We start from the raw sequence: 21,951 nt of genomic DNA, 5'->3' as shown, positions 1-21,951 counted from the left end.
GAGTATTTAATTTTTAGATGAGGAATTTAAAACAAGAAATCCTCGTAAGCCTAAACTTACGAGGATTTTATATGCAGTCCCTACAGAATCTAAGCACAATCATATTGATTATTACTAATTCAAAGATTTGTGAGCCTTTTTAATATTAAGAATTTTCCTGTCCATCGCTTAAGTCTTTTTTGTAAACAATTGTTCTATAAGGAAATGGAATCTCAATACCTTCTCTGTCAAACCTCTCCTTCACCGATTTCAAAAGATCACACTTTAAAATAAAGGCATTATCGTTACCTGCCGTCCAAACATAAGCTTTTAAGTCTACAGAATAGTCTGATAGAGCTATAACTCGGATAATAACGCAAGGTTCGTTGTTCTCAATATCTTGTTGCGTTCGGTTATCAATTAGCAAGGGGTGCTTTTCTGCTTCATCACGCAGAATATCCATAGCTTTATCTATATTGGAATCATAGCTAATTGAGATTTCAATATGCTTTCTTATTTTTTCATCTTGTATATTACTATTGATGATGGTTTCCTCACTAATAACACTATTGGGAATTATAATTCTTCTATTCTCATAATCTTTAATCAAAGTGTGTCTAAGAGTTATCTCTTCAACCGTTCCTTTTTGTCCATCTTTAAATTCAATAATGTCAGATATTTTGAAGGGCTTAAAAATTAAGATGAAAATCCCACTGATGATATTTGCAAAGGCTTTTTGTGATGCAAAACCAATTACAACAGTCAGTATACCTGCACCAGCAAAAAGAGCGGTCCCAATAGATTTTAAATAAGGAATTTTGAGAAAAATAAAAATGACAGCTGTCGTATAAATAATAAAGCCAACTGAATTTTTAATGAATGAGAAATTAGTAGGATCAGTTCTCATCTTCTTCGCATATTTTGTAATAAATACGCTTAATATTTTTCTTAAAATCATTGATATCACAATAGCTATAGCTAATGTAATTGCCACTAATAAAAAATAATTTAACGTTTCTTTATTCATTATTTAATTGTTTAAAAAATAACCTATATAAATGCTTTAAGTAAAGCTATCAATTTTCAATTAAGATTCATATAAAGACCCAAAATTATAGTGTACTTGGGCACTAGGAACAAAAAAAGCTCCCAAACTTTTGTTTGGGAGCTTTTATCATGTAGCCCCAACAGGGCTATAACATATTAAATACTACACATCCTGAAAATCATTAATATTTGCATTTTACACTTACTTTCAATATCTTAGAGATCATCGACTTAACTAAATGAATCAACCAAACTCAATAGGAATCATATAAAAACAAAAATTATCGGGTATATATCGGGTAAATTAAAACTCTACAAGATATTTAAAATCAATAGATATGGCTAAGGTTAAATTATTAATTCGGGCAAATTCAATTAATAAAAATACACCTGTACTAATTTACGCACGTATATGGATTGGAACTGAGTTCGACCAAACAACACGAACCCAATTTCTCATTCATCCTGAACATTGGAGTCAAAACAAGCAATGTGCTAGGCAAAAGTCTGATCTGAAAAATAAGGATCAGTTCAACGCCAACCTCTTAAAGCTCAAACGACATATTGAGGATAGTTTCAATAATATTAGTGATCGAGCTAATTTGGATAAACATTGGTTGAAACGTGTCGTGGAGAACTTTCATAATCCAACGAAATCAGACAACTTACCCGATCTACCTTCATTCATTGAAAAATTCATCATTGATTGCCAAGCTACAAAAAGTATCCTCACCATTAAGAGTTACAAATCCACACTTGTTAGGTTAAATGAATTTTCATCATTTTGGGATCGAAAACTTCAATTTAAGAATATTGATCTGGACTTTCATAGATCGTTTTTGGAGTTCTGCTCAAATGAAAAGAACATGCAGGATACTACCATTGGCAAACACATTAAAAACATTAAATTATTCGTTTCAGAGGCAAAAGAATCGGGAATAGTAGTGAATGAGGCCTATAAGTCAAAACGCTTTTATAAGCCTTTAAACGAAGCTCAAACCATCTACCTTACCGACTATGAAATTGAGAGTATCTTCAAACTTGACCTTGCAAGCAACCCCACAATGGAAAAAACCCGAGATCTATTTATTCTAGGGTGTGCAACAGGTTTAAGGTTCTCAGATCTCTCTGGGATTAACGAAGAGAATATAAAGGACGATATCCTTGAAATAACGCCCGTAAAAACTGAAAAGAAGATATTTGTCCCACTGAGTGCGATGGCAATGCAAATCATCCATAAATACGACCACGTTTTACCAAAACCTATCAGTAATCAAAATTTTAACATCCTGCTTAAAGACATTGGAAAATTAGCCTTGATAAAGACATTAATTCCCGTTTTTAAGAAGGTTGGTAAACTGCGAACCGATTCAGCAATACCAAAATACAAGATGATCACTTCGCACACTGCCAGAAGATCCTTTGCCACGAATTGTTACATGGATAGAATTCCTAGTTATGAAATAATGAAGATGACTGGTCACAAAACTGAGGCTGCCTTCCTAAAATACATCCGCATAACCCAAGAACAAGCAGCAAAAAAATTATCCAAACATCCTCGTTTTTCAGGTAAGAAAAATAATCTTAAAATTATTTAGGCAACACAACTAACTATAAACAAACCTATGAATATACCCTTACAGACTGAAAGTCAAGAATTGAGATGGGAAACGAAACACCAAATGAAGCTTCAAATTATCGATGAAGTAGAAACATTTCTTCATCCTCCAACAATATTTTTAACGGGAATAATTCATAGCATTTTATCTTATAGCGAAAGTGATCTCACGTCCGTTCTGAGAAAAAATTATCTTAATGAAATAATAGCACGATTCTGTCTACTACCATCAAAGGAACGAACCGCTCTAATACCACTCTGTCAACTAACCCTCGAAAAAGATAATGGAGATAAGCTTTTATCAAATTACGACCTTAACAGCAGACAGTACAGTTTCATATCTAGCTTATTTGAGGAGATGCAAACAAACTTTGAAGCTCAAATAAACAGTTCTAGCTCCCCTCATATAGTTCCATTAGCCTTTATCACAGAATTAACTACAAAACAGCTTAAATTCCTTTATAAAGAGCTCCGCAAAGCGGACTATATAGATCATCGAACATCAGAAGAAACTTTTGTAATGGTATTTAGTGGAGTCCCTATTAGTGAGCTAAAAGGAGAAACAATAATTTGGACAAATAAAGGACGTACAACACACAAACCCAACGCAAAAACCTTATACGAACTTCTTTTTCTATTAAAAAAACATATGCCCCATGAAATCTTGACAGTTACAACCTCCAAGAGAATCTATGAAAGATTTGTGACTGAAAAGAAGGCAAACAATCTGTATTCAAAAATCAATAAATGTTTTTCAGGACTAAACGGAGTCAATGAAAAAAATCCCAACATAGAGTTTTCTGAACCACAAGGAGGCTCACCAGATAAAGACAAGCTAAAGGAAATCGTCACTGCAATGGAAAATATTTAAAACAAGAAAAAAGGGCCATTACAGGCCCCCTACTACAACACCAAAAATCAATTATAATTACATTAAAATGTCATAAGTCAGACTTACTATTAGAAGATTACGATTTCAGAGCATCCAGCTCATCCAAAAGTTTTGTACTGAGTTCTATACCTAGGTCTTCACTATCATTTAACGTATTACTCTTAAAAAAAGCGTTTGCTTTTCTGAGAGTATCCCTGCATCGACATGCAATTGTGGAACTAAATATTTTGCGAGTTTGCCATTCCCGAATCATATCGGACAACGTTTTTGATCCTACACTTTCAACACCCTTACACCTAAGTAGATTATTGAAATCTTTTAGGCTTTCTGGCGGTTTAAAACGAGGAAGATGGAGAATTTCTATTTTTTGAAATTCACTAATGGCTTTATCAACAATCAAACAATAGATTTGAGGATCAAATAAATCGTATGCTGTAAGTTTTCTTTTAGCAAGTATTTCAATCTCCTTAGCCGAAAGCATCATTTCATACCTCAACAACTTCGGATTCTTAAAATGAATTTTGGCAACTTTTCTAGCCTCATTTGCTTTGTCATAAAAGCGAAGGAGTTTGTGCTGATTCTTCCTCTTAGCATTAGGGAAATAGTATAATCCAGACGAGGCTTCATATCGAAAAAGTCTGGGATGCTCCCCTAAGACCTTATTGTATACAACAGGCGGATAATTTAATAAAACATTTACCCCTAATTCAAGTTTTAGAACTTCCGCAAGTTGAAACGACACTCCAAATTCCCTCTCAAATATACGGATAGATTGTTCGACTTCTTTAATTCCGATATTCCTAAGATTGTGTCCATTAAGAAATTTATTGAGGCTACCTTTTATCTTTAATCGCGTGCCATTTGTGCCAATGCGAAGGTTTTTCATCTCACCATGAAACCACTCAATCCCGTTAGGATAAATAGACTTTGTTAGTTTAGAACCTTTTTGTTCGACTATGGAATAAAAATCAAACTCATCAATTTGGAGGCTTAATTCGATATAATCCATTATTAATCCTCCTTTTGTGATGAAATAAGACACTTTTCAATATCGCTTCTTCGATATCGAATTTTATTTCCAATACGAATAGGAGTGAGAATTCCTCTCTTCTTCCAATACCAAAGGGTACTCAGCGAAATCTTTAAAATTATAGTAACTTCTTTCCTTGTAAGGTATTCTTCGTAAAAAGGAACAGGAAAATGATTTTTGAACTCTTGATAGGATTGATTAATTAAACTTTTACCAAATTCTAAAAGATCTCTTCCCTTAACTTCAATTTTGATATGATTAGCATCATGCTCATCACTCAAAAGACTCGTAATGTCTATCATTGTGTAATTTTTAAAATTAACAATGATCATAAGCTCATGACCTTAATTTTTCCTAAGGATATTTTAAAGCTTGGTAAAAGATTTTAAAGGTTAATGAGTCACAATCACATTTTGGTTTTAATTGTGATTGTGACTATACTCTGGTATTGGGCACACACAAACAGGCGGATTTTGGCTTTAAGATGAAATAAAAAAGTGGTATTTTTAATGTAACCAAACGAGGAAGGGAGCAATTTTGGATAAAGAAAAAAAGAGATATAAAAACAAACCTAGAAAATGTATTTTTTGTGGCTCAAAAAGAATCGCAACTTATATCTATGGCTATCCTTCATATGAAGCTTTTAAGGAAGAAGAAGCAGGCAAAATTGCGATTGGGGGATGTATTGTAGAAATGGATTCCCCTGTATGGAAATGCGCAGATTGCAATCATGATTTTTATCAAAAAAGCTTATTCCATTGGGATTAAATAATGTGGAAAACTCACACTTAATACTTTAGCCATCAATCAGATAATAGACTAAGATTTAAATACCTTACCTGTTACTATATTTTAATAGAAACAAGGGATGCTAAAACTTACTCCGAAACAAGAAAAAGCCTGCCATAAATATATTGAATTAGGGGATAAAAGTGCAGCTTACAGATCTGCATACAATTGTATGAGTATGAAACCCGAAAGCATCAACAGGAAGGCACACGAACTCTTTGAGAAGGTCAATATTAGGTCAAGAGTCGAAGAGCTTCAAAAGGAAATTGCATGGCGTAACGAGCTTACAATAGACTCCATTATTCAAGAACTAAAACGAATCATACTTTTCAATCCCAAAGATCTTTTTAACGAAGAGGGCAATCTGAAAAAGATATCAGACTTGCCATATGAAGTCTCAGCTGCAATTTCATCAGCAGATGTAAGTGAGGTCTATCAAGGAAGCACTCTTAAACGTTCCAACAAAATAAAGTTTTACAACAAGTTGGATGCCTTAGAAAAGCTAGCCAAGCATCTAGGGTTCTAGGAGAAGGATACAAAACAGCAAGATCAAGGCAGAACGGTAATTATTCTCCCTGATAATGGTCGTGATTAGAAACTTAAAAGCAACTAATCATGCAAATCCTCATAACCATTCGGATCTTCTTTGTATTGATCAAATTTACATTCTGGGTATCGAGGGTTAGCTCCTAATTATATATTTTAATGACAGTTCCTGTCATAAGAAACTTTGGACTTTTAAGTTCTTTAAATCCTTCCCCTAAGTATAGCATTTAAGCTGACTACACATACAACGCCTCTGTATGATCAAAGTCAAACAATTACAAATCTTTTTTTTCAAACCCTTATAATAGTAATTATTTGAATTTTGGATAATACGCTGAATGTGGCTACTTTCGCGTTCAACTAAAAGTGAAATAGATGGATCGTAAATCAACAATAAATACAACAAAAATAAAAGGGCTAAAAGCATTAAGTTTTTTTAGTGGAGCTATGGGGCTCGACATAGGGTTGCATAGGTCTGGTATAAATACTCTTTTGGCATGTGAAGTTGATAAGTCTTGCAGAGAAACAATTATCGCTAACAATCCAGATATAGGACTAATTGGTGATATTAGAAATTATTCGATCCAGGATATTTTAGATTTCGCAAATATTGAAAATAAAGAAGACGTAGACATTATCGTTGGTGGCCCACCATGCCAAGCATTCAGTACAGCTGGAAAAAGAATGGGATTAGCTGATGAAAGAGGAAATGTATTTTTAAAATACATCGATGTTATTGAACAAATTAAACCCAAATATGCAGTAATAGAAAACGTTCGGGGATTACTCTCATCTAATTTTTCAATCGAACTAGATAATTTTGATAGTCAGTTCCTATCATCAGAAGTGAAAGATATTAAAGGTTCAACTATGATATATATTTTGAATCGTTTAAAAGCGGCTGGCTACAAAGTAACATTCAATTTATATAATTCTGCTAATTATGGAACTCCTCAGTGTAGAGAAAGGGTTATCATAATTTGCACAAATAAAGATAAACCCATGCCTCACCTTCAACCAACTAATTCTGAAAAAGGTGATTTCGATCTACCAAAATGGAAAGTACTCAAAGAAGCTCTAAATAATTTCCCAACATCAACAACGCACCAATATATAAAATTCCCAGAAAAAAGATTAAAATATTATCGTCTACTCAAAGCTGGCCAGAATTGGAGAAATCTAAGCATTGAGTTACAGAAAGAGGCATTAGGTAAATCATACTATCTTGGTGGAGGGAAAACTGGTTTTTTACGTCGTCTATCATGGGAAAAGCCCTCGCCTACTCTTGTAACGCACCCTGCCATGCCCGCGACTGATCTAGGCCATCCAGATGAAGATAGACCATTGAGCATACAAGAATATAAACGAATTCAAGAATTCCCCGACAATTGGGAACTCAAGGGCAACTTAGTACAACAATACAAACAAATTGGAAATGCAGTTCCTATAAGTGTTGGTGCAGCAATAGGGAGAACAATTTTAAACCACAAAAATGACATATGCCAACAATCATTTGATGGCTTTAAATACTCTCGGTATAAACATACTAACGAAGTTGAGTTTGTCGTTGATTTTATAAAACGAAGCGAAAAGTCTTTAAAAACTATGGAATTAGATAATCAGACAACCATTTGGTAATAAATTAAGTCTAGTTAAACTAATTCTTTAAAATCAACTATAAAATACCATTAAAGGCAGCCAAATAAGCTGCCTTTAATGGTATTATTTCATCATCAATAATTTTTATTGCCAAACATTGTCACCTTCAATAAACAACGCATCAGGATTACTCACTAAAACCCTCTTTACGAATGCTTTATACTTAGCTTCGCTTAGAGTTTTATTTAGGTCAGTAATATTTAAAAGTGTATTTAAAGCATCCCAGTTGGTAGTTCCCTTTTTAGCATGACGTCTAAACCATTTCATAATAGCAGTTCCATTACGAACTGCTTGGCTTGAACTATTCTCACTATTATCACTATTTTTTATTTGTAATAATTTTCCATTTTCATTACAAAAATCAATACTCTTTAATGTTTCACCCCAACAGCAATGCCATTTATACTGAATCAACTCTTCTGAAAGGTACTCTTCTAACAAAGCCCCTCCAATATTTTCAGCAGACATCGATAATCTATGTGCAAATTTAATTTGTTCAATTTCACTACTGGTTAATTTAGAAATGCTTGAAATAATAATATCATCGAGAATATTGTCATGCTTTGTTCCAATTGGATTGCTAACTCTTTCAGAGCATCTATTTTGATACCCATTGATGTATTTAGTAGTCCATTTTGCAATGTAATCCGACCAGGTTTCATGTGAACTCATGCTAATAGCACATGAATAAGAAGGATTTTGACAAATACACTTCAAAGCAACATCTAATGATATTGAATATCCGCATCCAGCAATAGTTTGTGCATGATTTATTACATCATGTGGAGTACATGTGTAGTCCGAAAGTCTCTTGTATCTTGAATTCGCCATTATTAATTCTTTAATAATAATTATAAAACTTAAAAAACTTTACAAAAGAAATAAAATGTATAATACTTTCATATTTTTCAATCAAATAAAGGCAAACTGATTTGAGGTTGCATTTTTTTTATAGCCCATAAAAACAAAACTTCATTTATAAGCATCGAAAAAATATTCTCGGGTAAATATCGGGTCATTCACAAACAATAAAGCCATAATCAACTAAAAACTAGCTAATTACGGCTTTTCATGGTAGCCCCAACAGGACTCGAACCTGTATCTAGTGTTTAGGAAACACTTGTTCTATCCCTTGAACTATGGGGCCATTGCCCGACAAAAGTATTTAAATCTTATTAATTAACAAAACAAAAACAGCAGAGAGAAGAAGATGACGATGACTAAATACATCGAGAAGAATAAGTAGTACTTTTATTAATATCCATAATAAACTTGTATTATATTAAGCATATTTTGTAAATTTGATATAGTTTAATGAAACCAGCTGAATCGAGGAAAAAAAAAATCAAAAACTCAAACAAGAAACAACTTCCTAATCCTCAATAATATGAAGAAAATCATAATCATACTACTTGTTGCTTGCTGCCTGTCTAGCCAAGCACAAAACACAAAAACAGCAGTACTCAAACAATTTATTTCTGACATTTTCACTTTTGAAGATAGCAAGCTTAATCAGCAACAACCTATTATTAGTATTAATGAAATTGCACAGACTAAAGCAAGCAAAACCTTTGAGATCGATCGCGAAAGCATTAGCAAAGCATTAATTGAGGCTAAGAATTATAAACACTGCTTAATTATTGTGGACGGTCATACCCTCATCAGGGTAGTCAACTTTAAAGATAATAGTCCAAGTGGGGCTTGGCATACGGCCATGCCGTTGAGCAAGGCTTATATTCAGAAAGCTGGTGTTCTACATGAAAAAAAGGACTATCTGAAGAATTTAATTGGAAGACCAGATTCCCAGCAACGAATGATGTATTTATTCAACTAATATAGAACGCCTCGATCCATCAATCGAGGTTTTTTTTCCCTATATTTAAAATCTCAACATCTTTTATTTCTTCTATTCGGCTCAATCTTATTGAACTCATGAGCCCCCTTTTAATCGAGTTGTTTTCTACTTCCTACAAAGCCATTAGGAACTTCTTTAAACATGAATCGCAAACGACGCTTCACTTTTTAAATTTCATAGGGATAACTTTCGCCTTACTAGCAAAACAAATTTATGGAGAAGATTTCATTGTCAATTAGATTTAATCCTCGTAATAATCTAAATTTGCTCTCGGCTTTTCTACTTCTTGTTTTTTTATTTGATTTTTTCAGAGTCTGGCTTAACAAAGAATTGATAAGTTTTTTTGCCTCAACTATCGACTCGTTATAATCCCTAATCATTCAGACTATTACGATTCTTAATTTGTCACTTTAAGGTTTAAACCCGATATAATTCTCCCTGAAATGAAAAAATTCCTAATCATACTGATCATGGCCTGTACCCTATCGAGCCAAGCTCAAAATGCCAAAATAACAGTGCTCAAACAATTCCTGTCTGATCTTATCAATTTCGATAGTATAGCATTTAATGAGGAGCAACCCATCATTAGCATCAGTCAAATGGCTCATGACAATGCTGCAGAAATTATTAAAATTACTCGTGAAAACATAAAACTAGCCTTGATTGAAGCTAAAAGCTTTAAACATTGCCTCATCATTTGTGAACACCACACCTTAATTCGGATCGTTGACAATGAAGATTGCAACCTCAGCAACTTATGGGGGACTTGCATGCCCTTGAGCAGGGCTTATATTCAAAGAAAAGGTGCTCTAAGTGAGAAGAAAGATTATTTAAAAAACCTTATCGGTCGTCCTGATTCCAAAAAGAGGACAATGTATTTATTCAACTAAAAAAAAGAGCTTTGATCTATCGATCAAAGCTCTTTTTTTGTTTTATGATTTTAGACCAGCCTATTTGGAAGCATCCTTATTAATCAGAAAGCGATCGTAAAGGAATAGCGAAATCACTGCTATTAAACCAATCGAGAAGATAACATACCAAATTTGTGAAGGATGGTATTTTTCCCAAAGATGATGTGTCAGCTCAATGCTGTTCATATTCATTTTCTCTGCAACTGTATCAAAATAAGCATTATTCGAAAGACCTGTTGGAATCGATAAATTAAGACTTGCTGCCTCTACTTTTACAAACTCAACCTTATCAGAAATTTTCTGGTAAACATCACCCGAAATAAGACCAGCCAATACATTCCCAATAAATACAGGAATAAATGAGTAACCCATATAGATAGCTTTTTTATCAGATGGAGCAATACGACCAATATATTCGGTAATTTTTGGACTACCAGCCATTTCACCTACAGCGAAAATAAACATGGCTCCTATAGTGAACATGACATTTTGAGTCATCAGAGTAAGAGTCATACCAATAGCACAAACCAAGAAACCCACCATCATTGAACTCAGCGGTTTCATTCTCATCACAATGGAAGACACCACAATCTGGAAGATGATAATAAACATCGCATCGAAATTAGTGATAAACTCCGCCTCCATTTGTCCGTTTGCCATACCATAATTATCGCTAAAGAAAGGCATGTATTCGCTAAAAAAAGCATAAACACCTGAGGTATCAACCCATTGTGCAATAAACACCGGCAAGGTGAAAAACAGCTGCAAATACATGGTCCAAAAACCCGATACAATCACCAGAAAGGTGATAAACTTAGTATCCTTAAATATGCTTGTTGTGTTATTAAAAACAGATTTATTCGATTCTCCAATTGGCATCAAATTAACAAGTTTAGCCCATCGGAAAGCAACCTGCTCTCCATAAGGAAAAAATAAACGCACAATAAATAGTGGACGTTCGATCAACCAAATCAAAAGGAAGATGCCAAATAGCGACATAAATATCAGAGTTGATACGATCAGAGTCTGAATCAAGTTCCAAAAGCTATAAGTTGCTGCCTCTTTTTTCTCTTCAGTCGTTTTCGGCTCATCGAAAAATAACAAAAGAATAAAATTAACTAAGATCATGGCTGCCGATATATAAAAAATCAGCTGAGAACCTTTAAATAATAGAGTGACTAATGGCCCGAAAAAGGCTCCAATATTCACCATCATATAAAAGATACCAAAACCAATGGACGCATTCTCGTCGTTGGTTGTTTTAGCTACCGTCGCTGAAACAATAGGTTTAAAAAGTGCCGCACCCAAGGCTAAGTATAAATAGGCAATGAAAACTCCGGTAAATGTATCCAGTTGAGGTAAAAGTATAAAGGCCGAGATATAAATGATGAAGGATAGAAACAAGACCTTTTTATAACCATATTTATCGGCAATGGATCCTGTCACGACTGGTAAAAAGTAAAGAATTCCCGTACCAATACCCATAATCAATCCTTTCTCCGATTGGGTAAACTCAAGACCTCCTGCATCCGACGATCCAGTTAGGTAATTGGCAAAAAGCATAAAGAAACCATACCAGGCCCAACGCTCAAATAGTTCAATTGTATTCGCGACCCAAAACGTTTTTGGGAAACTTTTCAAAACTCTAGCTACACTCATGTTTATATATTTTCGGATTAAAATCGAATCAAACGGATGGGAATTTACACATTAGTTCCAACGTAGAACATGACATACAACATTAGAATTTAATCACAATGCCATTTCCATTGAATAGAACTTTTTGATTCTTCCTTTTGTGGAAGTAGAGTCCAGCAAAGTAACCTATCCCACCACCTAAAACCACATCGGAAAACCAATGACGATTTCGGTACACTCTGGCCAAACTAACACCAGCAGGAATCACATAGATCCACTTGCTGTATTCTTGCGCAAAAGGTGTGAACACAGACCATGCTACAAATGCATGTCCTGAAGGAAAAGATTTAGTATCGTTGCCCCTTCCATTAAAAGCATCGAAATGCATAGATCCTCTATTCATATCAGGACGTGAACGTCCAGCAATAAATTTGGTACTCTCAGTTAAAACTGCACCACAAATCAAAGCCTTTGCTGAATTCATAGCAGTTGTAGCCAGTCGTTCATCATCAATGGCTGTTGCAATAGCCCAAGTAGCGAGCGTGGCTGGTGCCATATATTTTTTCTCTCCAAACTCATTAGAGATGTCAGTAAAGCCATCAATAAAACCATTTTGATTATGAGTCATTCCATCTTTAACCAGCTCATCAAGTAAAAAGGCTGAACCTAAAAGTCCACCGAAAACCAGAAGATTTTTCTTTGAGAAAACTTCTTTTCCCAAACCGGGGTTTAAGCGTTCAAATTTCTTTTTTGAAGTTTTGCTTTGATAAGAATCGACAAATTGTGCCTGTGACTGGCTAACAGACAAAATAAGGAATAAACAAAAGAGACTCCAATGTTTTTTTTTCGAGAGATACATGTACTACTATTTTTATGCAACCCAACAAAAGTAGAAGAATTTTAACGGGCAGCATATGTAAAGTTCAAAAAAACTATTTTAAAAAATCAATTCTCAAACAAGGCAAATACCAACACCTTTAAAACAATATCTATTTAGATACACAAAATCACAACAAAGCCATCAAAAATGAGTCCCACGCATAAGACACAACAAATAGTAATACAACACTTAAGTTTAATCAAAGACTTTACAATTGTTAAAATAACTTAACAATACAAGACACAGTTAATAACATATTATTATTTAATTATCTTGGATACGTATTTCGATTATGTTTTTAATCGAATGCAACTAACTCAAAAAAATAACGAATAATTATGAATTTAATTGGTAAAATTTGCCTAGGTAGTGCATTAATACTGACAAGCACAAGTATGCTATCAGCACAAAAAGCACCAGCCTTAGACGGAAAAATCCCTATGGATCCCAACGTCAGAACTGGGAAATTAGCAAACGGTTTAACGTACTACGTTCGCCACAACGAAGAACCCAAAGAGCGGGCTAGCTTTTACATTGTTCAGAATGTAGGTGCAATCCTCGAAAACGACGAACAAAATGGTCTGGCTCACTTCCTGGAGCATATGGCCTTTAACGGAACAAAAAACTTCCCTGGCAAAGGGGTTCTTAATTATCTTGAAAAGTACGGTGTCGCTTTTGGAAGAAACATTAATGCATATACCAGTACAGATGAAACCGTTTACAACCTTAGCAATGTACCTACAACAAATGCTAATCTTTTAGACTCTGCACTACTCGTTCTTCACGATTGGTCGAACTACTTAAGCTTAGAAGGCAAGGAAATTAACGACGAGCGTGGCGTTATTCACGAAGAATGGAGAACTCGACGCTCAGGTAGCAGTCGTGTGAGACTTGAAAAAAATAAGTTGATTTATAAAGGCTCGAAATACGCAGAGCGTGATGTAATTGGTGACTTAGAAGTGATCGACAACTTTGATCACAAAGTGATTCGTGATTTTTACCATGACTGGTACCGCACCGACCTGCAAGCCATTGTTGTTGTAGGTGATTTTGATGCAACAGAGATTGAAGCAAAAATTCAAAAAATGTTTGCTCACATTCCTGCTGTTGAAAATCCAAAAACACGTCAATATTTTGAAGTTCCAACGAATAAGGAACCGATCGTAGGTATCATCACAGACCCTGAAGCAAGTAGCATCAATTTCGATATTATCTACAAGCATGCAGCAACTCCTTTTGCGGAAAAAAATATGTCATACTATCGCGAGCTGCTTATTTCAGATCTTCACTCAAGCATCTTAAGAAATCGTTACAACGAGCTCTTACAAAAAGGTAATGCTCCATTCATTAATGGTTTTGCGGCCTATTACAATCGTGAAATAAAAATGAATGTTTTCCATAACAGTGTGACTCTAAAAGAAGATAACATTCTGGGTGGTATTGAAACAATGCTAGGCGAAACAGAAAGAGCCAAGAGATTCGGTGTTGCAGCCTCTGAATTAGAGAGAGCTAAGAAAGCCATGCTAAGTAGAATGGAAAAGCAGTACAAAGAAAGAAACAAGCAAAACAACGACCGCTTGGCTAGAGAGTACCAAAGAAACTTTCTAAGCAATGAACCTGCTCCAGGTGTTGAGTTTGAATTCGAAGCGATGAAAAAATTATTCCCTGGAATCACTGCTGAGGAAGTTAATGCTATTGCTAAAACATGGATTACTGATGAAAATGTTGTTATTACACTTACTGCTCCTGAAAAAGAAAGTGTGAAGCTTCCTACTAAAGAAGACCTTCTTGCTGTAGTTGCAAAAGTGAAGCAAATGAAACTTGAGCCATATGTTGACAAGGTTATTACTGAGCCATTAATCGCAGAAATTCCAAAAGCGGGTAAGGTTGTGGAAGAAACTGAAATGAATGAGTATGGTGCAACTAAATGGACACTAGCCAACGGAATCAAAGTCATTGTTAAAACAACTGACTTTATGGAAAACCAAATCGTATTCCAAGCCTTTAGTAAAGGTGGCAAGTCACTTTATAATACAAACGAATTAGCTTCAGCTGAACTGACTAGTGGCTTTATATCAAACTTTGGCCTTGGTAATTTCGATCAAACTAGTTTAAAGAAACTTCTTACAGGTAAGGAAGTTAGAGTAACGTCTTACATCGGTGAACTTACAGAAGGATTAAGTGGTAATTCTTCAATCCAAGACTTTGAGACCTTATTGAAACTTGCTCATTTATATTTTGAGAAGCCTCGCTTCGATAAGGAAGCATTCGATGCCTTAAAAGGACGTTATATGGCTTTTGTGGCTAATATGGGAACTGATGTAAACAAAGCATTCCGCGATTCTGTATCGATGACGATAACAGATCACAATCCTCGTACTATTCTATTCACCACAGACATGATCAAAAGCTTAGACTTTGAGACTATGAAACGTGTGTACAACGAGCGTTTAGTTGATGCAAGTGACTTTACTTTCATTTTTGTTGGAAATATAGATGCTGCAAAAGCAAGACCTATGATTGAAACTTATTTAGGTAGCATTAAGGATATCGATAGAAAAGAGAGCTGGAAAGATAATGGAGTTAACTTCCCTAAGAAGGATACCTACAACCATTTTACCAGAGAAATGGAAACACCTAAGACTAGTATCAGAATCGATCTCCATGGTGACATTAAATACTCGACAGATAATTCAATCATGATGGATATGATCTCTAAATTACTTAGCAAACGCTACTTAGATGTAATTAGAGAAGAAGAAGGCGGATCGTATGGTGTAGGCGTTTGGGCAAACGTTGAAAAACTTCCTCGTGAAGAATACAATATATCAATCCAATTTGATACAGATCCCGCTAAAGCCGATAAATTAAAAGCTATTGTTTACGATGAAATCCAATCGCTTTTCACTAAAGGCATTAAGGAAGATGATCTAAACGAAGTAAAGAAAAACTTCATTAAAGAACGTCAAGAAAATCTTCGCAAAAACACTTACTGGGTTAATGCAATTAATGCACACTATATCTATAATAAAGATATGTTAACCCCTGAAGCTTACGATAAGCTGATCAATTCTATTAGTAAAGAAAAGCTTGAGAAATTTGCCAAGAAGTATTTTGCAAAACCAACAAAGACGGAGGTTGTTATGTCTCCTAAAGAAAAGGAAATCTAAATCACGATAGTGAAATTCTAAAAAAAGAGAGTATTCAAGATTTGAATACTCTCTTTTTTTTACCCTTTTTTATCTTATCCAAAAACATGAAATAACAGTCTTCCTTTCTGCTCTAGCATATTATCAATCGTTGAAAACTGCAGACTTCTTTGCTACATTTACAAAAAAAAAGTGATGATATACAAAATACTATCCGAAAGCAATGATCCTGATTTCAATGAGGCTCTATCAATCTACCATGAAGCTTTCCCTCCCGAAGAACAACAAAGCACCGAAAGCTTACTAGGCAGAATTGTATCCCCTCAAGGACAATTCATAGTAGCTAAAGAGAATGGGAACGTGTTAGCCATGGCTATTTTATGGAATCTATCGAATTCGACTTTTACCCTCTTAGAGTATTTTGCCGTACGACAAAGTTATCAAGGAAGTGGTTTGGGCACCAACTTTTTAAAACACTTAGTTGAGATTGTAGGTGTGCAAAAACAAGCATTGGTGGCTGAGTTAGAAAACCCCTTATTAGGAAGCAACACCACTCAGCGTCAGCAAAGAATGAAATTCTATATCAGAAATAAATTCAAACAAATTCAAGGACTTAAAAGCTACGTACCCTCGCTCAACGGAACAGAAACTACTGAGGTCATATTAATGGTAAATACACCACAAAAAATAGAATCCTATAAACATCAAGAAATAACGCAAATGATTCTTTCTATTTTTACAGAATTATATCGCGTACCAGAATCAGATCTGCTTTTACAACAAATCTTATCAGAGATACCTGAACAATGTTCTATTGATTGACTTTAAGATTAATTTGGAAAAACAGTATAATATAAAAAGCCGCTCGAAAAAATCGAACGGCTTCTGCTCCCTTTCCTGGACTCGAACCAGGGACCCTCTGATTAACAGTCAGATGCTCTAACCAACTGAGCTAAAAAGGAATATAACTGATGTTCTTTTTTAAAACCTCACAGTATCGGTTTTTGCTCCCTTTCCTGGACTCGAACCAGGGACCCTCTGATTAACAGTCAGATGCTCTAACCAACTGAGCTAAAAAGGAATACAACTGATATTTATTTTTAAAAACCTCACAGTATCGGTTTTTGCTCCCTTTCCTGGACTCGAACCAGGGACCCTCTGATTAACAGTCAGATGCTCTAACCAACTGAGCTAAAAAGGAATTTATTTACAAATTTTTCTTGTTTATAAAGACACGCTTTATTGACTAAATTTGCGATGCAAAACTAAGCGCTTTTCCCCAATTATACAAGAGTCTCCCCTTATTTTTTTCAAAAAAACGAATATTTTTTTTCCCAACAAATCAAAATTGCTTTTTATCAGGAAGATATGCTCAAAAAAAACATTCAAACAAATATCATTTTTTCGAATGACATTGAAAATAGGTACAGTCAAGCCTTAAATACATCTTAATGAAACAACAACTATTTCTTAAAAGAAAGATCATTTTATGAGCTTGTCAAATTTAATTATTTCACGGGAAAATAATTGAATAGCAAATAATCAGACTTACATGTCTTTATCTATTATTTAATCTTAGCTTTGCACTACAACTATTCTTATTTGTACTAATTTAAAATAAATAATAGATGATAAGTTCTAATATCGCGGAACATCTTCCTTTTTCAGAGTTCCTGAGCGCTATTAAAAAGACGATACAAAGTGCTTTTTACGAGAAAGATGATATCGCAAAGTTTATCCAGAAAAGAGGATTTCCAGCACTGGTACTAAGAGATATCATGGCAAAGAACCCTTTATCGGTAGCTATTCCTAAAGAATATGGTGGTCGTGGAGCTAAAGTGAAAGAATGCTTGGGCATTTTGGACACGGCTTCCTACGAATCGCTTCCATTAGCCTTAACCTTTGGTATTAATATTGCTTTATTCCTGGAGCCTGTTGCAAAGTACGCACAAGAAAATGTAAAAAAAGGCATTTTTGACCGTTTCCTTACTCAGCAGAACATGGGTGGTTTAATGATTACTGAACCCGATTTTGGTAGTGATGCATTAGGTATGCAGACTTCAAATGTCAAAATAGGTGAATCCTACCACATAAAAGGAACCAAGCATTGGCAAGGACTTACAGGTATGGCCGATTACTGGCTAATGACCTCACGCCCTCAAGATCAGAATGGGAAACTAGGTCGGGATATTGACTTTTTTATTTGTGACGTTCAACAGCCCCAACAAGTTATTAAGGTTGAAGAATATTACAATAACTTAGGCCTATACCCTATTCCATATGGCAAGAACTCAATAGATATACAGGTTCCTGAGCAGTATAAACTAGAGCCCGAAACAACTGGTTTAAAATTGATGATGGACCTCTTGCACCGTAGCCGTTTACAATTCCCCGGCATGGGAATGGGCTTTATTCGCCGCATGCTTGACGAATCAATCAAACACTGTTCCAATAGAATTGTTGGTGGCAAGCCATTAATTAATTTGGATCAAGTACGTCATCAAATTGGAAGAATTCAATCTGCTTTTACTATTTGTTCTGCTATGTGTTCTAGAAGTTCGCTAATTAGTGGCATAGAGAATAACTTAGCAACGGCCGCTATTGAAGCCAACAGCATGAAGGCATATATTACAGATATGATGCAAGAAGCTGCACAAACACTAACTCAATTGAGTGGAGCTAATGGCTACAAGGCTGAAAGTATAGGTTCAAGAGCCATTATTGACTCTCGCCCTTTTCAGATTTTTGAAGGCTCAAACGATATGCTTTACACGCAACTTTCTGAGATGGTGATGAAAATCATGACAAAAAAGAAGAATATGAATCTTTCAGATTTCTTCAAGAATCATGAACTGACCAAAAATGTCTCAGATTATTTCAAAAATTTGGTTGATTTCAACTTAGATACTAAAACACCACAAAGAAAAATTGTTGATCTAGGTAAAATCATTAGTAAGGTAGTCGCTGCCGATCATGTCGTTCAATTGGGGGCAAAAGGCTTTAGATCTGATTTAATTAACGACAGTTTAGAAACCATCAAACATGAAATTTCGATGCTGGTTAGTTCATATAAATTTCAAACTAATGTATCACCTACTGAAGAGTATAAGGATCAAAGCTCATGGCTTTCATTTTCCTAACAGTAAGTGACAACTGAATTATTAATAGCAATAGTATCCCCTTCTTTCTTATGAGGAAGTGGGATTTTTGTAAGATGAAAAAGGGGTGAGGATTTACCTGAAGTTCAAATAATTATACGCATTTATTCGCAAAAGCACAGAATTTCAAACTATTACCCTATCTTTGTCGCTTTTATAAATCATACATGACATTCAAAGACTTAGGAATTATTGATCCTATCCTGGAAGCTCTAGAGGCCAAAGGTTATACATATCCCTCACCTATTCAAGAACAATCTATTCCAATCCTTCTTAAAAGAAAGGACCTATTAGGTTGTGCACAAACGGGAACTGGAAAAACAGCAGCATTTGCTATTCCAATTCTTCAACACATTTACAATGACCAAATTAAGAATACCGGTCAACGTAAAATTAAGGCCCTAATCGTAACACCCACAAGAGAACTGGCTATTCAAATTGGTGATAGTTTTAGCGAATATGGTAAACATACTGGCATTGTAAACACCGTAATTTTTGGTGGGGTAAAACAGGGACCACAAACACAAGCACTCCGCAGAGGTGTTGATATTCTGGTTGCAACTCCAGGTCGACTTTTAGACTTAATGGATCAAGGTTACATCTCATTAAAGGATGTGAGATATTCTGTTCTTGATGAAGCTGACCACATGCTGGACATGGGCTTTGTTAACGATATTCGTAAAATTGTAGCCAAGTTACCGACCAAAAGACAATCACTTTTCTTTTCGGCAACTATGCCTCCTGCTATTGTGAAATTATCTCAAAAGATTCTGGGTAATCCTGAGAAGGTTACTATTGAGCCAAAGAAAACAACAGCAGAACGTGTTGAACAAGCCTTATACTACGTAAGTAAGAAGAATAAACCAAAGTTATTGATTCATCTTTTAACTCGTAACGCGGTTCAATCAACTCTTATCTTTACAAGAACAAAACATGGTGCTGATAAAATCACCAAGTTCTTAAAGAAGGTCGATATTCACTCTGAAGCTATTCATGGAAACAAGTCTCAGAATCAAAGACAAAATGCCTTGCTTAATTTTAAAGAAGGCAAAACTAATGTACTTGTTGCTACTGATATTGCTGCACGTGGCATCGATGTTTCAGATTTAGCTTTGGTTGTCAACTTCGACTTGCCAAATATTGCTGAAACATATGTGCATCGAATTGGACGTACAGGTAGAGCTGCGGCAAGTGGTATCGCTATATCATTCTGCGACATTGAAGAAAGAGCCTATTTGAAGGATATTCAAAAGTTAATTGCTCAACAAATTACAGTTATCGAAGAACATCCATTTTTAAATTCTGGCGATAACGAGCCTGTTGAGAAACCCCAAAGACCTCAGAGATCTCATAAACCTCGTCGTACTGATGACAGGTCAGATTCAAAGAAGAAAGTTGATCCTGAAAACAAACACAAAACAGATAGAAGACGTAAGCCTTTTACCAAAAGAAGAGACTAGAGTTTTCACAACTCATACAGCACAAAAAAACTCATGATTCTAAAATCATGAGTTTTTTTTATATCTGATTTAGGTTGAACCTAAAACTATTTTGTTTGTCTGATTTGCTTAAAACTAATATTTAATGCTTTTTGAAAATACCTGATACTCTTCAATTCCTTAGTTGTTACTAAAGATAGAGAAAGTCCTTCCTTACCTGCACGAGCGGTTCTACCGCTTCGGTGTGTGTAGTATTCTTCCTTATCCGGTAGTTGATAATGCACCACATAAGAAAGTCCCTCTACGTCTATCCCACGAGCTGCTAAGTCAGTCGCTACAATCATTTGCAAACTACCATTCTTAAATGCTCGCATTACCTTATCACGCTCCTTTTGTAAAAGATCACCATGTAGGCCATCAGCAGGAATATTTCTGGCAATAAGCTGCTTGGCTAAAGTTTGCGTTGCAACTTTTGTTTTACAGAAAATCAAGCCTCTATTACCACTTTGTGAGCTTAAAAATTGAAGTAGAATATTTAGTTTCTCTTTCTCATCACAAACCAAGAATTTATGCTCAATATTCTTATTCACAACATTTTTACCACTGACTTCAATTCTGTGAGCATTACTTGCCAAATGCTGATTCACCATCTGTCTTATTCCCTGAGGCATCGTTGCAGAAAACAACCATTTATTTTGAGCAGAAGCTGTGTAAGTCAGGATCTCATCAAGTTCCTTCTTGAAACCCATACTCAACATCTCATCTGCCTCATCTAAAACTACGGTACATACATGACTTAAATCCACTGCTTTTTTCTTTACCAGATCGATCAAGCGGCCAGGAGTCGCAACAATAATATGAGTAGGACGTCGCAAGGCAGCAATTTGCTTATCGATAGGCGCTCCTCCATATACTGCTTCTGTAAATATTTGCTCCGAAAACTTTGTAAATTTGAAGAGCTGCTTAGCAATTTGTTGTCCCAATTCTCTGGTAGGACACAAGATTAAGCCTTGCACAACTTTATGGTGTGTATTGATACGGTGAAGCATAGGCAAACCAAAAGCTGCAGTCTTTCCTGTTCCTGTCTGAGCCTGACCAATAAGATCAGCATCTCCACTTAGTAATATTGGAATTACTCTACTTTGTATTTCGGTAGGCTTCACAATATTCATATCGTCCAACCCCTTAAGAAAGTCTTTTCTTACTCCAAGTTCTTTAAAATTCTCCAAAACAGATATTTATTTAGTTTGGGCACAAAGATACTTATTAAATAAATGGAAGCAAATGAATAAAGCAATGGACATTAGCCAGAAGAGTTTCTATTTTTTAATGCAATCAACCCCAATAAAACCCTTCATATT

At 35.1% G+C, this 21,951-nt stretch carries 18 protein-coding genes and 4 tRNA genes; 11 read left to right on the top strand and 11 right to left on the bottom strand.

Features of this window, described 5'->3' with window-relative positions:
- Positions 1-145: 145 nt before the first annotated feature.
- Complete coding sequence (locus DWB61_RS01680; protein WP_125029155.1) at positions 146-1,006, bottom strand: mechanosensitive ion channel family protein; 861 nt, start codon at positions 1,004-1,006, stop codon at positions 146-148.
- Positions 1,007-1,364: 358 nt separating this feature from the next.
- Here DWB61_RS01680 and DWB61_RS01675 point away from each other — a divergent pair, with 358 nt between their 5' ends.
- Both DWB61_RS01675 and DWB61_RS01670 read left to right on the top strand, forming a co-directional pair.
- Entirely contained in the window at positions 1,365-2,624 is a 1,260-nt protein-coding gene (locus DWB61_RS01675) for a site-specific integrase (RefSeq protein WP_125029154.1), read from the top strand.
- 27 nt (positions 2,625-2,651) lie between these two features.
- Positions 2,652-3,515, top strand: coding sequence for a hypothetical protein (locus DWB61_RS01670; RefSeq protein ID WP_125029153.1), 864 nt, complete (start codon positions 2,652-2,654; stop codon positions 3,513-3,515).
- 97 nt (positions 3,516-3,612) lie between these two features.
- Here DWB61_RS01670 and DWB61_RS01665 read toward each other — a convergent pair whose 3' ends face one another.
- Both DWB61_RS01665 and DWB61_RS01660 read right to left on the bottom strand, forming a co-directional pair.
- Positions 3,613-4,545, bottom strand: a complete 933-nt coding sequence (locus DWB61_RS01665) for a phage/plasmid replication domain-containing protein (RefSeq protein ID WP_125029152.1) — start codon at positions 4,543-4,545, stop codon at positions 3,613-3,615.
- Positions 4,546-4,547: 2 nt separating this feature from the next.
- On the bottom strand, positions 4,548-4,868 hold the full coding sequence (locus DWB61_RS01660; protein ID WP_125029151.1) for a helix-turn-helix transcriptional regulator: 321 nt from the start codon (positions 4,866-4,868) through the stop codon (positions 4,548-4,550).
- Between the two features lie 235 nt (positions 4,869-5,103).
- On the opposite strand from DWB61_RS01660, the gene DWB61_RS01655 reads away from it, so the two are divergent.
- From DWB61_RS01655 to DWB61_RS01645, 3 genes are all read left to right on the top strand, one after another.
- A complete protein-coding gene (locus tag DWB61_RS01655; RefSeq protein ID WP_156190144.1) occupies positions 5,104-5,334 on the top strand; it encodes a hypothetical protein in 231 nt (76 codons plus the stop codon).
- Between the two features lie 100 nt (positions 5,335-5,434).
- Positions 5,435-5,881, top strand: coding sequence for a terminase small subunit (locus tag DWB61_RS01650; protein WP_125029150.1), 447 nt, complete (start codon positions 5,435-5,437; stop codon positions 5,879-5,881).
- 395 nt (positions 5,882-6,276) lie between these two features.
- Positions 6,277-7,539 (top strand): DNA cytosine methyltransferase, encoded by a 1,263-nt coding sequence (locus DWB61_RS01645; protein ID WP_125029149.1) that lies wholly within the window; start codon positions 6,277-6,279, stop codon positions 7,537-7,539.
- A 105-nt stretch (positions 7,540-7,644) separates the two neighbouring features.
- Here the strand turns inward: DWB61_RS01645 and DWB61_RS01640 are convergent, their stop codons facing one another.
- The gene (locus DWB61_RS01640) at positions 7,645-8,391 is read right to left on the bottom strand and encodes a SinI family restriction endonuclease (RefSeq protein ID WP_197091120.1); all 747 of its coding nucleotides are present in this window, start codon (positions 8,389-8,391) and stop codon (positions 7,645-7,647) included.
- 241 nt (positions 8,392-8,632) lie between these two features.
- Positions 8,633-8,707, bottom strand: a tRNA-Arg gene (locus DWB61_RS01635).
- Positions 8,708-8,947: 240 nt separating this feature from the next.
- On the opposite strand from DWB61_RS01635, the gene DWB61_RS01630 reads away from it, so the two are divergent.
- Positions 8,948-9,394 (top strand): hypothetical protein, encoded by a 447-nt coding sequence (locus tag DWB61_RS01630; protein WP_125029148.1) that lies wholly within the window; start codon positions 8,948-8,950, stop codon positions 9,392-9,394.
- Between the two features lie 464 nt (positions 9,395-9,858).
- Entirely contained in the window at positions 9,859-10,305 is a 447-nt protein-coding gene (locus DWB61_RS01625; RefSeq protein ID WP_125029147.1) for a hypothetical protein, read from the top strand.
- A 60-nt stretch (positions 10,306-10,365) separates the two neighbouring features.
- Here the strand turns inward: DWB61_RS01625 and DWB61_RS17725 are convergent, their stop codons facing one another.
- On the bottom strand, positions 10,366-11,985 hold the full coding sequence (locus tag DWB61_RS17725; RefSeq protein WP_197091121.1) for an MFS transporter: 1,620 nt from the start codon (positions 11,983-11,985) through the stop codon (positions 10,366-10,368).
- Positions 11,986-12,067: 82 nt separating this feature from the next.
- On the bottom strand, positions 12,068-12,823 hold the full coding sequence (locus DWB61_RS01615; RefSeq protein WP_125029146.1) for a phosphatase PAP2 family protein: 756 nt from the start codon (positions 12,821-12,823) through the stop codon (positions 12,068-12,070).
- A 359-nt stretch (positions 12,824-13,182) separates the two neighbouring features.
- Between DWB61_RS01615 and DWB61_RS01610 the strand changes: the two genes are divergently transcribed.
- Together DWB61_RS01610 and DWB61_RS01605 are read left to right on the top strand one after the other, a co-directional pair.
- On the top strand, positions 13,183-16,014 hold the full coding sequence (locus DWB61_RS01610) for a M16 family metallopeptidase (RefSeq protein WP_125029145.1): 2,832 nt from the start codon (positions 13,183-13,185) through the stop codon (positions 16,012-16,014).
- A 174-nt stretch (positions 16,015-16,188) separates the two neighbouring features.
- Complete coding sequence (locus DWB61_RS01605; protein ID WP_125029144.1) at positions 16,189-16,815, top strand: GNAT family N-acetyltransferase; 627 nt, start codon at positions 16,189-16,191, stop codon at positions 16,813-16,815.
- A 66-nt stretch (positions 16,816-16,881) separates the two neighbouring features.
- On the opposite strand, the gene DWB61_RS01600 is transcribed toward DWB61_RS01605, so the two are convergent.
- From DWB61_RS01600 to DWB61_RS01590, 3 genes are all read right to left on the bottom strand, one after another.
- A tRNA-Asn gene (locus DWB61_RS01600) sits at positions 16,882-16,955 on the bottom strand.
- 45 nt (positions 16,956-17,000) lie between these two features.
- Positions 17,001-17,074 (bottom strand) — tRNA-Asn (locus tag DWB61_RS01595).
- Positions 17,075-17,120: 46 nt separating this feature from the next.
- A tRNA-Asn gene (locus DWB61_RS01590) sits at positions 17,121-17,194 on the bottom strand.
- Between the two features lie 427 nt (positions 17,195-17,621).
- On the opposite strand from DWB61_RS01590, the gene DWB61_RS01585 reads away from it, so the two are divergent.
- Both DWB61_RS01585 and DWB61_RS01580 read left to right on the top strand, forming a co-directional pair.
- Complete coding sequence (locus tag DWB61_RS01585) at positions 17,622-19,133, top strand: acyl-CoA dehydrogenase family protein (protein ID WP_125029143.1); 1,512 nt, start codon at positions 17,622-17,624, stop codon at positions 19,131-19,133.
- A gap of 185 nt (positions 19,134-19,318) precedes the next feature.
- Positions 19,319-20,611 carry a DEAD/DEAH box helicase gene (locus DWB61_RS01580; protein WP_125029142.1) on the top strand — a complete coding sequence of 431 codons (1,293 nt, stop codon included), beginning with the start codon at positions 19,319-19,321 and terminating at the stop codon, positions 20,609-20,611.
- An 86-nt stretch (positions 20,612-20,697) separates the two neighbouring features.
- Here DWB61_RS01580 and DWB61_RS01575 read toward each other — a convergent pair whose 3' ends face one another.
- On the bottom strand, positions 20,698-21,819 hold the full coding sequence (locus DWB61_RS01575; RefSeq protein WP_125029141.1) for a DEAD/DEAH box helicase: 1,122 nt from the start codon (positions 21,817-21,819) through the stop codon (positions 20,698-20,700).
- Between the last annotated feature and the right edge of the window lie 132 nt (positions 21,820-21,951).

Source organism: Ancylomarina euxina (assembly GCF_003863355.1).
Taxonomy (GTDB): Bacteria; Bacteroidota; Bacteroidia; order Bacteroidales; family Marinifilaceae; genus Ancylomarina; species Ancylomarina euxinus.
This window is presented reverse-complemented; position numbering and strand designations above follow the sequence as displayed.

Coding starts and splice junctions, on each gene's coding strand:
- DWB61_RS01680 (WP_125029155.1), bottom strand. CDS start 1,006: ATGAATAAAGAAACGTTAAATTATTTTTTATTAGTGGCAATTACATTA.
- DWB61_RS01675 (WP_125029154.1), top strand. CDS start 1,365: ATGGCTAAGGTTAAATTATTAATTCGGGCAAATTCAATTAATAAAAAT.
- DWB61_RS01670 (WP_125029153.1), top strand. CDS start 2,652: ATGAATATACCCTTACAGACTGAAAGTCAAGAATTGAGATGGGAAACG.
- DWB61_RS01665 (WP_125029152.1), bottom strand. CDS start 4,545: ATGGATTATATCGAATTAAGCCTCCAAATTGATGAGTTTGATTTTTAT.
- DWB61_RS01660 (WP_125029151.1), bottom strand. CDS start 4,868: ATGATAGACATTACGAGTCTTTTGAGTGATGAGCATGATGCTAATCAT.
- DWB61_RS01650 (WP_125029150.1), top strand. CDS start 5,435: ATGCTAAAACTTACTCCGAAACAAGAAAAAGCCTGCCATAAATATATT.
- DWB61_RS01645 (WP_125029149.1), top strand. CDS start 6,277: ATGGATCGTAAATCAACAATAAATACAACAAAAATAAAAGGGCTAAAA.
- DWB61_RS01640 (WP_197091120.1), bottom strand. CDS start 8,391: ATGGCGAATTCAAGATACAAGAGACTTTCGGACTACACATGTACTCCA.
- DWB61_RS01630 (WP_125029148.1), top strand. CDS start 8,948: ATGAAGAAAATCATAATCATACTACTTGTTGCTTGCTGCCTGTCTAGC.
- DWB61_RS01625 (WP_125029147.1), top strand. CDS start 9,859: ATGAAAAAATTCCTAATCATACTGATCATGGCCTGTACCCTATCGAGC.
- DWB61_RS17725 (WP_197091121.1), bottom strand. CDS start 11,985: ATGAGTGTAGCTAGAGTTTTGAAAAGTTTCCCAAAAACGTTTTGGGTC.
- DWB61_RS01615 (WP_125029146.1), bottom strand. CDS start 12,823: ATGTATCTCTCGAAAAAAAAACATTGGAGTCTCTTTTGTTTATTCCTT.
- DWB61_RS01610 (WP_125029145.1), top strand. CDS start 13,183: ATGAATTTAATTGGTAAAATTTGCCTAGGTAGTGCATTAATACTGACA.
- DWB61_RS01605 (WP_125029144.1), top strand. CDS start 16,189: ATGATATACAAAATACTATCCGAAAGCAATGATCCTGATTTCAATGAG.
- DWB61_RS01585 (WP_125029143.1), top strand. CDS start 17,622: ATGATAAGTTCTAATATCGCGGAACATCTTCCTTTTTCAGAGTTCCTG.
- DWB61_RS01580 (WP_125029142.1), top strand. CDS start 19,319: ATGACATTCAAAGACTTAGGAATTATTGATCCTATCCTGGAAGCTCTA.